11 protein-coding genes are annotated in these 12,646 nt (G+C 70.2%); 1 reads left to right on the forward strand and 10 read right to left on the reverse strand.

What is annotated here, in order from left to right:
* Positions 1-7: 7 nt before the first annotated feature.
* The 7 genes from rplS to proS form a co-directional block, all read right to left on the reverse strand.
* Positions 8-358, reverse strand: a complete 351-nt coding sequence (gene rplS / locus ACWDEX_RS18230) for a 50S ribosomal protein L19 (protein WP_450464543.1) — start codon at positions 356-358, stop codon at positions 8-10.
* 135 nt (positions 359-493) lie between these two features.
* A complete protein-coding gene (gene trmD, locus ACWDEX_RS18235; protein WP_450464544.1) occupies positions 494-1,327 on the reverse strand; it encodes a tRNA (guanosine(37)-N1)-methyltransferase TrmD in 834 nt (277 codons plus the stop codon).
* Positions 1,327-1,869, reverse strand: a complete 543-nt coding sequence (gene rimM, locus ACWDEX_RS18240; protein WP_450464545.1) for a ribosome maturation factor RimM — start codon at positions 1,867-1,869, stop codon at positions 1,327-1,329. The genes trmD and rimM overlap by 1 nt, the downstream gene beginning before the upstream one ends.
* 82 nt (positions 1,870-1,951) lie before the next feature.
* Complete coding sequence (locus ACWDEX_RS18245; protein WP_252426112.1) at positions 1,952-2,191, reverse strand: RNA-binding protein; 240 nt, start codon at positions 2,189-2,191, stop codon at positions 1,952-1,954.
* Positions 2,192-2,193: 2 nt separating this feature from the next.
* The gene (rpsP, locus tag ACWDEX_RS18250; protein WP_450464546.1) at positions 2,194-2,616 is read right to left on the reverse strand and encodes a 30S ribosomal protein S16; all 423 of its coding nucleotides are present in this window, start codon (positions 2,614-2,616) and stop codon (positions 2,194-2,196) included.
* 299 nt (positions 2,617-2,915) lie between these two features.
* Complete coding sequence (locus ACWDEX_RS18255) at positions 2,916-3,512, reverse strand: hypothetical protein (protein ID WP_450464547.1); 597 nt, start codon at positions 3,510-3,512, stop codon at positions 2,916-2,918.
* 335 nt (positions 3,513-3,847) lie between these two features.
* Positions 3,848-5,263, reverse strand: coding sequence for a proline--tRNA ligase (proS, locus tag ACWDEX_RS18260; RefSeq protein WP_450464549.1), 1,416 nt, complete (start codon positions 5,261-5,263; stop codon positions 3,848-3,850).
* A gap of 231 nt (positions 5,264-5,494) precedes the next feature.
* On the opposite strand from proS, the gene ACWDEX_RS18265 reads away from it, so the two are divergent.
* Positions 5,495-6,394, forward strand: a complete 900-nt coding sequence (locus tag ACWDEX_RS18265; RefSeq protein ID WP_450464550.1) for an SAM-dependent methyltransferase — start codon at positions 5,495-5,497, stop codon at positions 6,392-6,394.
* A gap of 22 nt (positions 6,395-6,416) precedes the next feature.
* Here the strand turns inward: ACWDEX_RS18265 and ftsH are convergent, their stop codons facing one another.
* The 3 genes from ftsH to ACWDEX_RS18280 form a co-directional block, all read right to left on the reverse strand.
* Entirely contained in the window at positions 6,417-8,342 is a 1,926-nt protein-coding gene (gene ftsH, locus ACWDEX_RS18270) for an ATP-dependent zinc metalloprotease FtsH (protein ID WP_450464552.1), read from the reverse strand.
* 96 nt (positions 8,343-8,438) lie between these two features.
* Complete coding sequence (ffh, locus tag ACWDEX_RS18275; protein WP_450464553.1) at positions 8,439-9,989, reverse strand: signal recognition particle protein; 1,551 nt, start codon at positions 9,987-9,989, stop codon at positions 8,439-8,441.
* A gap of 215 nt (positions 9,990-10,204) precedes the next feature.
* Complete coding sequence (locus ACWDEX_RS18280) at positions 10,205-12,640, reverse strand: [protein-PII] uridylyltransferase (RefSeq protein ID WP_450464554.1); 2,436 nt, start codon at positions 12,638-12,640, stop codon at positions 10,205-10,207.
* Positions 12,641-12,646 lie beyond the last annotated feature (6 nt).

A 12,646-nucleotide genomic window follows, 5' to 3' on the forward strand; every position in this document is an offset into this window, starting at 1 on the left:
CGAGAACTCAGTTCTCGCGCTTCTCCTTGATCTTCGCCGCCTTGCCGCGCAGCTCGCGCAGGTAGTACAGCTTGGCGCGACGCACGTCACCCTTGGTGACCAGCTCGATCTTCTCGACGATCGGGGTGTGCACCGGGAAGGTGCGCTCGACGCCGACGGAGAAGGAGACCTTGCGGACCGTGAAGGTCTCGCGCACGCCGGCGCCCTGGCGACGGATCACCACGCCCTTGAACTGCTGGACACGGGAGCGGTTGCCCTCGATGACGCGGACGTGCACGTTGACGGTGTCACCCGGGCGGAAGGCCGGGATGTCGGTGCGCAGCGACGCGGCGTCGACGGAGTCGAGCAGGTGAGACATTTCGTCTGCTTTCTTCGCCGATGCCACAGGTCATCGACGGGAGATAGGTTCTCGGTAGGGATCGTCGGCCGCGTCGGGGTGGGCGTCGTGTCCCCCTGCGGCAGGGGCGCACACCGGACGGCGGACAACAGCTGGCTATTCTTCCATGCCCTCTGGCCTGCGCCAAAATCGGCCGTACGGCTTCCCCTCGGGGTCCGGTGCCCAGCCCAGGATGGAGAGCATCTCGCGGTCCTTCTTGTCGAAGGCGGAGGGCTCGCAGCTTTCGATGAGGTCCGGCCGGTTGGCCGTCGTACGCCGCAGCGCCTCGTCCCGACGCCAGCGGGCGATCCTGCCGTGGTGACCGCTGAGCAGCACCTCGGGGATCTCCCGGTCGCGCCACGCGGGCGGCTTGGTGTAGACGGGGCCTTCGAGGAGGTTCGCCATCGCGCCGGGCGCGAAGGAGTCGTCCCGGTGGGACTCGGCGTTGCCCAGGACGCCCGGCAGCAGCCGGGCCACGGCCTCCGTGATGACGAGGACGGCCGCCTCGCCCCCGGCCAGGACGTAGTCGCCGATGGACACCTCGTACACGGGCATCCGGGTCGCGTACTCGTCGATGACACGGCGGTCGATGCCCTCGTAGCGGGCCGGGGTGAAGATCAGCCACGGGCGCTCGGAGAGTTCGACCGCGAGTTTCTGGGTGAAGGGGCGACCGCTGGGCGTGGGAACGATCAGAGCGGGCGCACAGGAGCCGGTCTCGTACCCGTCGGCCAGAAGGTCGTCGAGGGCCTCGCCCCAGGGTTCGGTCTTCATGACCATGCCGGGGCCGCCGCCGTACGGGGTGTCGTCCACGGTGTGGTGACGGTCGTGCGTCCAGGAGCGCAGATCGCGCACGTGGACGTCCAACAGCCCCCGCGCGCGTGCCTTGCCCACGAGGGAGACGTTCAGCGGTTCCAGGTACTCGGGGAAGATCGTGACGACGTCGAGCCGCATTACGCCTCTTCCCGCGGGGACGCGATCTCTGCCCGGTCGTCGATCAGCCCCGGCGGCGGGTCGATGACCGCCCGCTGCTCCTCCAGATCGATCTCGGTGACGATCTCCTCGACGAACGGGATCAGGACCTCGGTCCCGTCCGGGCGCTCCACGATGAACAGGTCCTGGGAGGGCAGGTGCGAGATCTCGGTGATCCGGCCGATCTCCGTGCCGTCCTGGGTCACGACGTCGAGGTCCATCAACTGATGGTCGTAGTACTCGTCCTCGCCCTCGGGGAGTTCGTCCGGGTCGACCTCGGCGATCAGGAGGGTGTTACGGAGGGCTTCGGCGGCGTTGCGGTCCTGCACACCTTCGAAGCGCAGGAGCAGACGTCCGCTGTGCACCCGGCCGGTTTCGATGGTGAGCGGCCCCGCGGATGCGGGATCCGTGGTCAGTACGGCCCCGGGGGCGAGTCTGAGCTCCGGCTCGTCGGTACGTACCTCGACGGTCACCTCGCCCTTGATGCCATGGGCGCGGCCGACCCGTGCGACTACCAGCTGCACTTCTGAAGATCTCCTGTCGTACGACTACGGGCCGGGGACGGCCCAGTGGCCCTCCCCGGCCCGCGCCGGTGCTGCGATGCGTTCAGCGGATGTGGTCCACATCGACGAGGTCGACACGGACACCACGGCCGCCGATGGCGCCCACGACGGTACGCAGGGCGCGTGCGGTGCGGCCGTTGCGGCCGATCACCTTGCCGAGGTCGTCGGGGTGGACCCGGACCTCCAGTACACGCCCGCGGCGCAGGTCGCGCGAGGCCACCTGCACATCGTCGGGGTTGTCGACGATGCCCTTCACGAGGTGCTCGAGCGCCTCCTCGAGCATGCTCAGGCCTCGGTCGACTCAGAGGACTCGGCGGCAGCCTCGTCCTTCTTCTCGGCCTTCTTCTTCTGGGTGATCGCCTCGCCCTTGCCCTCGTCGTCGCCGCCGAGAGCCTCGAACGACGGACGCGTGGCCTTGGGCTCGGCCACCAGCAGCGGCGCCGGGGCGGGCTCGCCCTTGAACTTCTGCCAGTCGCCGGTCTTCTTCAGGATGGCGAGCACGGGCTCGGTCGGCTGGGCGCCCACGGAGAGCCAGTACGCCACACGGTCGGCGTTGACCTCGATGACCGAGGGGTTGTACGTGGGGTGGTACTTGCCGATCTCCTCGATCGCCCGGCCGTCACGGCGGGTACGGGAGTCGGCGACGACGATGCGGTAGTGAGGCGAACGGATCTTGCCCAGACGCTTCAGCTTGATCTTGACTGCCACGGGAGTGGGTTCTCCTGGATTTGACGTGGTGGGGCACGGCGGGACTGCCGCGTGGGGTTGCGGTACCCGAATGCCCGATGGACGCGTCAGCCGGAGGAGAGAGGGGTCCTGTGCGACTGTCGAGTACAGCTTGCCATTGTGCCACACCCTGCCGGGGGCCTGGCCGCGAGGGTGTGCGCGGGCATGACTGGGAGGCACCCGGCGCCGGGCCCTCAGGTGTGGGTCACACCACCCGGCGCACACAGGGTGCCGTCACGGCCGTGACGAAACGAGGTACGGCTGCCACGAGCAGCCGTCACTCAGCTCGCCGCAGCTCCCACCGCCTCCGGGATACGGAACGGCTTCCCACAGCCGCCGCACACGATCGGGGCTTGGGCCAGGACCGAGGGGACCACACGGACGTTGCGACCGCAGTCGCAGACGGCCTTGACACGGACACCGCCTCCGGAGGAGCCGTGGCGGGCCGCCGGGCCCCGGAACGTCCGGGCCGTGTCCGCGGCCGTCGCCGCCGTGTGGGCCTTCAGCGCGCGCTGGAGCCGCTCGATCGTCGGGCGGTAGCGCCGCTTCGCCTCGGGGTTGAGCGAGACCAGGGAGAAGCCGCTGCTGGGGTGCGGTTCCTCGGGGTGGTCCAGGCCCAACTCCTCGGCGATCGCGAGGAATCTGCGGTTGTGATAGCGGCCGGCGCGGGAGGTGTCGCGGACCCCCCGGGCGGCGGCGATGCCATGGACTGCCTCATGGAGCAGTCGCTCGAAGGAGAGTTCGTGCCCACAGGCGGACGACGACTCCCCGATCAGGGACTCTGGCGCGGCAAGATCCGGCAGCTCGGGGTGGTGCCGTTGAATATCGGCCCACGCCTGTGCCAGCTCTGCGGCGAGAACAGGTGGTGTCGTGCTCACGTAATGACAACGAGCCTGAGTGCTCCCGTGTTCCTATTCCGGGGCATCCCAAATAATTTTGCACGTACCCGTCAGTTGCCGCTGATGCGTCCTGACGAGGGCGGGTGCGCCGAACTGCGGAGAAGCCTCGCAGCTCGTACCAATGTGGTGTGTACACATACGTACGCCCCCTGTCTCTCGCCGCCTCCCTCAACGAAAGGCTCCAGGTTGGCACGCCGGGGCACCTGTCGTCCGCCGATGCGCAAGAGACGTTTCGGCCGCCTACTCCGAACCCGGCTATCCGTAGTCCTTTGTGCGTAGGCGCGGTACGTAGCTCGCTAGGCGCGAAACGTGGCTCAGTAAGCGCGTGCGACCACAGCGACGTTACCCGGTGCGTCGTCCGCGTCCGGAACCGACCCGTCCTCGGCAAGCAGACACCGCACGGTCAGCGCGTGTGCGGTCAGTTCGGCCTCGCCGCCCTCGCCCAGGACGGCCCACGGGATGCGCGCCCAGCCGCCGGCGGACGTCGCCTCGACGGCCTCGTCGATCGTCGACACGTCCGTCGTACGGGACTCACGGCGCTCGCGCGACTGCTTCAGCAGGAGTGCCTGGTCCTCTTCGAGGATCCCGGGAAGCACGTGTACGAGCGACTCGATCGCCACCGGCTCCTTGCCACCCGGGATGCGGCGGGCCAGCATCGCCGTGCCTCCCGCCAGGTCACGGGGGCCGATCTCGATGCGCACCGGCACACCCTTGAGCTCCCAGTCGACGGCGCGGCGGCCGAAGGGGGTGTCGGTGCGGTCGTCGACGTGCACGCGGATACCGGCCGCCTTCAGCTGGTCGCCGAGTTCGCGGACCTTGGCCAGAACCGCTTCGTCGTCCTTGATCGCCAGAACAACGGCTTGAATGTGTGCCAGGCGCGGCGGGACCCGCAGGCCGTTGTCGTCGCCGTGCATCATCACCAGGGCGCCGATCATGCGGGTGGTCGAGCCCCACGAGGTCTGCCAGACGTGCTCCTGGGCGCCGTCCTTCGACAGGTACCGGGTGTGGAACACCTTGGCGAAGTTCTGGCCCAGCTCGTGGCTGGTGACCATCTGGAGGGCCTTGCCGTCACCCATCATGCTTTCGAGCGTGAGGGTGTTGATGGCGCCCGCGAAGCGCTCCTTGGCCGTCTTGCGGCCGGAGACGAAGTCCGTCGCGAGGACGTTCTCCAGGAAGTCTCCATAGACGTCCCGCTGGATGTGCGCGGCGAAGTCACGGGCCTCCTCGTACGTCGCGTGCGCGGTGTGACCCTCCTGCCACAGGAACTCGGAGGTGCGCAGGAAGAGCCGCGGCCTGAGTTCCCAACGGACCACGTTGGCCCACTGGTTGATCAGCAGGGGCAGGTCACGGTAGCTCTGCACCCACTTCGAGAAGTACTCGTTGATGATGGTCTCGGAGGTGGGGCGGACGACCGCCACCTCCTCCAGTTCCTTGCCACCCCCGTGCGTGACCACGGCGAGTTCCGGCGCGAAGCCCTCGACGTGGTCGGCCTCCCGGGTGAGGTACGACTGGGGGATCAGCAGCGGGAAGTACGCGTTCTGGGTGCCCGTCGCCTTGATGCGGGCGTCCATTTCCGCCTGCATCCGCTCCCACAGCCCATACCCGTACGGTCGGATGACCATGGTGCCGCGCACCGGCCCGTTGTCGGCCAGTTCGGCCTTGTTGATCAGGTCCTGATACCAGCGCGGGAAGTCTTCCGCCCGGGGGGTGAGAACGGGTGCCTTTGCCATGGCGCGATGGTACGGGGACGCCTCCCTGCACCGTGAAGCATTTATCACTCTGGGTGAGTCGGGGGCGCACACCCCGGCTCGCAAGGAGTGCGGCGCGCACCCTGGACGCCACGACGGGCGCAGAGTTTCCTGACATACGGGGTCAGCGTCAACTCTCGGCGGATTGGGGCGCTTTCGATGACACCTGCGGTCGTACGGCAGCACCTTCCCTGTTCCGGACCGGCTCCCCGCGTGGACCGGGGCGCACGCGCGCGTGACTGGGCCGAGATACAGGAGCGGATGCTCGTGCCGCTCTACGAGGCCGTCCATGAACGACTGGAGGTGGGCCCCGGGACCCGGCTGCTCGGGCTCGGGTGCGGCTCCGGCCTCGCACTGCTGCTGGCCGCCTCCCAGGGCGCCTCGGTCACTGGTGTCGACTCCGGCGCCCGAGAACGGCTGGCCCTCGCCCGCGAGCGACTGCTGCCCGGGCCAGGGCACGGTCGGCGCGCTCCCGCGCGCCCCACGGCATCAGGTGCGTTGCCTGCCGTCCCGGCGGGCGACGGGACGGTGACGACAGGACCGGGGGACGTGCGCGCCGCACGTGCGACCGTCCGGATCGTCGAAGGCTCTGCGCGGGACGCGACGCCCGCCCCCGGGGAGCCGGCGTACAACCTGCTGACCTTCTTCGAGCCGGTCGGCTACGCGGCCGGTGACGTCGAGGGTCTTGAGGAGCGGCTGACGGCGGCCGCTCCGCTCGCCGAGCGCGGAACGCCCGTGGTGCTTGTCGGATGGGGGCCGCCGGAACGGTGCGGCGCCTCGTCCGTGCTTCGGGTCGCCGCCAAACTGGCCGATCCCCTGCGCGGTGCGGGCGGCCTGCGCCCGGCACGCCGCGACGACCTGGAGGAGGCCGCGCAACGCTGTGGGCTCCGGCCGGACGGGTCGGGGCGAATCGCCTGCCCCTTCGGGTACGCCGACATGGACAGCGCGGTGCGGGGAATGCTGTCGACCGGGCTCTTCGACGCGGCCGTGGAGGCGACGGATCAGGCACAGGTCGACAAGGAGCTGATGGAGGCGCTGCACCCGCACCGGCGGACGGACGGGACGGTGTGGATGCCGAACGTGTTCCGTTATCTGATCGCGCGCATCCCCTAGAGTCTGCGGACGCCCTGGGTACTCAGTCGTCCTTCCTCAGGCGCAGGATCCCGGCGATCTGGTACGCCTCCGCCTCCTCCAACGTCTCGTTGACCAGGAGCGCCTCCGCCAGCGCGTCCAACTGGCTCCGGTGCTCGCGGAGTTTGCGGCTGGCCTCCTCGTAGCACTCGTCCACGATGCGGCGCATCTCGTCCTCGATCACGTCCAGCGTCTGCGGGGCCGCCGCCAGGCCGTAGGTCTGCTGCGTGTCGTTCGGAAGGGCCGACAGGCGGCCCACCCGTTCGCTCATGCCCCAGCGGGCGACCATGCCGCGCGCGATGTTGGTGACCTGCTCCAGGTCGCTCTCCGAACCCGTGGTGACGACCCCGTAGACCACCTTTTCCGCGGCCATGCCGCCCAGGGCGCCGATGATGCGGCCGCGCAGATACTCCTCCGTGTACGCGTATCTGTCGGCCTCGGGGGTCGAAAGCGTCACTCCGAGCGCCCGGCCGCGCGGCACGATCGTGACCTTGCGTACGGGGTCGGCGCCCGGCTGCAGCATGCCGAGCAGGGCGTGACCGCTTTCGTGGTACGCGGTGCGCCGACGCTCCTCCTCCGGCATCACCAGCGGGCGCTCGGCACCCAGCTGTACCTTCTCCAGCGCCTGAGACAGGTCCGTCTGCGTCACGCGGTCCTGTCTGCGCCTGACCGCCAGCAGCGCGGCCTCGTTGGCGAGGTTGGCCAGGTCGGCGCCGGTCATGCCCGGGGTGGTACGGGCCATCTGGGCCAGGTCCACGTCCGCGGCGAGCGGGATCTCCCTCGTGTGGATCCGCAGGATCGCCTCGCGGCCGTCACGGTCCGGCGGCGCGACCTGTACCACCCGGTCGAAGCGGCCCGGCCGGGTCAGCGCGGGGTCCAGGATGTCCGCGCGGTTCGTCGCGGCGATGACGACCACGCCCTCCGCGCCGGAGAAGCCGTCCATCTCGGTGAGGATCTGGTTCAGGGTCTGTTCGCGCTCGTCGTGGCCGCCCATCGACGCGCCGCCGCCCCGGGCTCGCCCGATCGTGTCGATCTCGTCGATGAAGATGATCGACGGGGCCACCTTGCGAGCCTCGGCGAACAGTTCTCGCACGCGCGAGGCGCCGACACCGACGATCATCTCGATGAACTCGGAGGCCGAGGCGGAGAAGAACGGCACGCCCGCCTCGCCCGCCACGGCGCGCGCGAGCAGCGTCTTACCCGTGCCGGGCGGGCCCGCGAGCAGCACGCCCCCGGGCAGCCTCGCGCCCATCCTGCGGTAGGAGTCGGGGTGCTCGAGGAAGTCGACGACATCGTCCAGTTCGCCCTTGACCTCGTCGATGCCGGCCACGTCCCGGAAAGTGGTGCGTTTGGTGCCCGGCTGCAGCTCGACCGGCTTGGGCGGCGCCTTGCGACCCAGCATGCCCCCGCCGTGCAGACCCGAACTCACCCGCCGCGCGATGAAGATCCACAGCGCCACCAGGATCAGCATGGGCAGCAGTGAGATCAGCAGGTTGGACAGGAAGCTGCGCTCCTGCACCACCGGCTTCGCGGTCACCGTGACATGGTGGTTGCTCAGGTTCTGCCACAGCTTGTCGTCGGCGAAGGACGGGCGCTGCGTCTTGAACTTGGTGTACTTCCCGCCGCCCGGCTTCTGCTGCGCGTTCTTGAGCTGGCCCTGGATCGCGTCGCCCTTGGAGTAGATCTTGGTGACGTTGCCGTCGGTCACCTGCCTGCTGAACTCCGTGTACGAGATCGTCGGCTCGTTGCCCTCGGTGAAGTAGGACAACGTGACGTTGGCCAGGAGATAGACGATCAGAGCGGTGACGATCAGACCCCACCAGCTCCGGCGCATCTTCCTGCCGCCGGGCCGCCTGGTCGGCTCCTCCGGCGTGCCCTCAGTACGCCACGGTTGCTCCGGGGTCCTGCGTGGCGGAGCGGGGTTGCTCATACGTCGGACGGTACGGCAAGCGGCAGGCGCAGGCACACGCTGGGGGCGCCCTTGTGGAGAAAAGGCGCCCCCAGCGTCATGCGCGACGGATGTTCGTCAGCCCATGAACTTCTTGAACTCTTCCGGCAGCTCGAATTCCTGGCCGCTCTGCTGCGGCAGGCCGAGGGCGCCGGGGCCCTGGGCCGCGGCCTCGCGGCGCTGCGCCGCCTCCAACTCCTGCTGCTTGCGCTTCATCGGGTTGCCGGAGCGCTGCTTGCCCTTGGCCTTCTTCGGCTGCTTCTTCGTCCGGCCGGGGCCGCCACCCATACCCGGGATACCCGGCATACCAGGCATCCCGCCGCCCTGAGCCATGCGGGACATCATCTTGCGCGCCTCGAAGAACCGCTCGACCAGGTTCTTCACCGCGCTGACCTCGACACCCGAACCCTTGGCGATACGGGCGCGGCGCGATCCGTTGATGATCGTCGGGTCCTGGCGCTCGCCCGGGGTCATCGATTTGATGATCGCGGCTACGCGGTCGACTTCCCGCTCGTCGAAATTGTTGATCTGGTCCTTGATCTGGCCCATGCCGGGGAGCATGCCGAGCAGCTTGCTGATGCTGCCCATCTTCCTGACCTGTTCCATCTGGGCCAGGAAGTCGTCGAGCGTGAAGTCCTGGCCCTTCTTGGACGCCAGCTTGGAGGCCATTTTCTCGGCCTCTTCCTGGCTGAACGTCCTCTCCGCCTGCTCGATCAGGGTGAGCAGGTCACCCATGTCGAGGATGCGGGAGGCCATCCGGTCCGGGTGGAAGGCGTCGAAGTCGTCGAGCTTCTCACCGTTCGACGCGAACATGATCGGCTTGCCGGTCATCTGGCGGATCGACAGCGCCGCACCACCGCGGGCGTCACCGTCGAGCTTGGAGAGCACCACGCCGTCGAAGCCGACGCCGTCGCGGAAGGCCTCCGCGGTGTTCACGGCGTCCTGACCGATCATCGCGTCGACGACGAACAGGATCTCGTCGGGACCGATCGCGTCCCGGATGTCCACGGCCTGCTGCATCATCTCCTGGTCGATGCCCAGGCGGCCGGCGGTGTCCACGATCACGATGTCGTGGACCTTGGTCCGCGCGTGGTCGATGGAGTCCTTGGCGACCTTGACCGGGTCGCCCACGCCGTTGCCCGGCTCCGGCGCGAAGACGGCCACGCCCGCCCGCTCGGCGACGACGCTGAGCTGGTTGACCGCGTTCGGGCGCTGAAGGTCGGCGGCGACCAGCAGCGGCGAGTGGCCCTGCTCCTTGAGCCACTTGGCCAGCTTGCCCGCGAGGGTCGTCTTACCGGCACCCTGCAGACCCGCGAGCATGATCACGGTCGGGGCCTGCTTGGCGAAGCGAAGGCGGCGGGTCTCGCCGCCGAGGATCGTGACCAGCTCCTCATTGACGATCTTGAGGACCTGCTGGGCGGGGTTCAGCGCCTTGGAGACCTCTGCGCCGAGGGCGCGCTCCTTGACACTCTTGATGAACGTGCGCACGACCGGGAGGGCGACGTCGGCTTCGAGCAGCGCGATGCGGATCTCACGCGCCGTGGCGTCGATGTCCGCTTCGCTCAGCCGGCCTTTCCCGCGGAGGTTTTTGAAAGTCGCGCTGAGGCGGTCGGAGAGGGTGTCGAACACGGCGGCGTCGGTCCTCGGAGTCGGGGTCGTTTCGGGCTGCCTCCAGGGTATCCGGCCGCGCAAGCAATTCGTCCCCGCCTGCGTGTGAAGCGGACGGCGACGCCTGTCCCGCCTCTGACGGGACCAGATCGCGGCCGTGCGGGCCGGGTAGCTGCCCCGGACCACCGCCGCAGCTACGAGGACCGCTCAGGTGAACGCATGACCTGCCCACCAGATCACGCCCGCAGCGTCTCCTCCAGCGCCCGTGCCACCGACGCCGCCTCGGCCGCCGGCAACGGCGCGCCCAAGCCCGTCGTCACGTAGAAGGCATCCACCGCGTTCGCGCCCAGCGTGCTGACGTGCGCACTCCGCACCCGTACGCCCGACTTCTCCAGAGCCTGACCGATCCGGAACAGCAGCCCCGGCGCATCCTGGGCGCGCACCTCGATCACGGTCGCGTGCCGGGAAGCCGCCGGGGCGACCGTCACGCGCGGCGGGGGCGCCAGGACGCCTCGGCGCGGGTAGGCCGCGTCCCGTTCCGCCAGGCGTGCCGCGATGTCCAGGGAGCCGTCCAGGGTCCGTACGAGGTCGGCGCGCAGCCTCGCCGCCTGGGGCAGCGAGCCGTACTCCGCCGCGATGCGCCAGTCGAGCAGCAGGACCGGGGCGTCGTGGACGCCGTCCGGGAGGCCCACGGCCCGTAGCTCCGCCGTGCGGACCGTGAGACGGTGCACGGCCAGCACGCCCGCCACGGCGGGGAGCACACCGGGCCGGTCCGGTAGCGCGACGATCAGTTCCACACCGAGGGGCTCCGGTTCCTCGGACGGCTCCTCGGCCGACGGCCCGGGCTGAGCGCGCAGCGCCAGGACCGGACCGCCCGTGCGGAACGCCTCCATGGCGAGCCGCTCCTGCTCGGCGGTGGGCACGGCGGCCCCCGGGTCTGCGGGCTCGTCGCCCGCGAGCAGCGCGGACACCCGCTTGACCAGTTCGCCCACCAGCGCGCTGCGCCAGGACGACCAGGCCGCGGGCCCGGTGGCCAGCGCGTCCGCCTCGGTCAGCGCGTGCAGCAGTTCCAGCGTGCTCTGCGAACCGACCGTCTCGGCGACCGCGCGCACGGTGGCCGGGTCCTCCAGGTCGCGCCGGGTCGCCGTCTCGACGAGCAGCAGGTGGTGGCGTACGAGCGTGGCGAGGACGGTGATGTCCTCGCGGTCGAAGCCCACGCGGCCGGCCATGTCCCGCGCGATGATCTCGCCCGCGACGCAGTGGTCGCCCGGCCGGCCCTTGCCGATGTCGTGCAGCAGCGCGGCGACCAGGAGGAGGTCGGGGCGGCCGACTCGGCGGGTCAGTTCGGAGGCACGCACGACCGTCTCGATCAGATGCCGGTCGACGGTCCAGATGTGCACGGTGGTGCGCTGCGGGCGGCAGCGCACGCGTTCCCAGCCGGGCAGCAGACGGCTGATCAGCCCCTCGGCTTCGAGTGCTTCCCAGACCTCGACGGTCGGGCGGCCGGAGCCCAGCAGGGTCACGAGCTGATCGCGCGCCTCGGCGGGCCAGGGCGTGGGCAGGGGGCGCAGGGTGGAGGACATGAGCCGGACCGCGTGCGGGGACAGCGGGAGGTCGGCCTGGGCGGCCGCGGCGGCGGCGCGCAACGGAAGTACGGGGTCACGCTCCGGGCGCGCGGTGCGGGAGAGACCGACCTCGCCGTCCTGTTCCACCACCCCTTCCGCCAGCGGGAACCGCTCGGGAGCCGGTTTACCCCGCAGTGTGCGCAGCCGCGGCCGCACAGCGCGCGATCGCAGCACGCGGCCCACCTCACGCCAGGTCACCTCGCTCGCGTACGCGATCACACGTGCCGCCTCGTAGACCTGGCGCAGCAGTGCGTCGGCGTCCGGCAGTCCGAGCCCGGCGGCGACCTGGTCCTGTTCCTGCAGAGCCAGCCGGTCGCTTGCGCGCCCGGTGGCCAGATGCAACGCGTCGCGTACGTCCAGGAGCCTGCTCCTGGCCTCCGCCAGACCCTCGCGCGGGGCGTCGGCGAGCCAGGACGCGGCGACCGCGCGCAGGGCCGTGGCGTCGCGCAGCCCGCCCCGCGCCTCCTTGAGATCGGGCTCCAGCAGGTACCGCAGTTCGCCGTGGCGCTCCGCCCGTGCGGCGCAGAGCTCCTGGAGTTCCGGCAGGCGCTTCGGTGCCTGGTGGCGCCAGTCGGCCAGGACGGCCGCCCTGAGGCTTGCGGTCAGCCCGGGATCGCCGGTCAGGTGCCGTGCGTCCAGCAGGCCGAGCTGCACTCTGAGGTCCTCCCCGGCGGTCCTGCGGGCCTGCGACGGCGTACGGACGGAGTGGTCGAGGGCAAGACCGAGATCCCACAGCGGGTACCAGATGCGGTCGGCAAGGGCGGCGACCGCCTTGCTGTCGCCGCCGTCGTGCAGCAGAAGCAGATCGAGGTCGCTGCGCGGGGACAGCTCGCCGCCGCCGTACCCGCCGACCGCGACGAGACTGACGCCGTGCGGTCCCCCGGCGCCCGCGGTGAACAGTTCGGCCAGCCACCCGTCCGTCAGTTCGGCCAGGGCCGCGCGACGCGTCGGCCCGGACCGCGCCCCGTCCGTGAGGAGCCGCAGCCGGGCCGCCGCGTAGCCACGGGATCCCGGGGTTTCTCCTTGCGTACGTCCGTCGGCACTCACCCGGCG

The organism is Streptomyces sp. NPDC001020 (assembly GCF_053599115.1).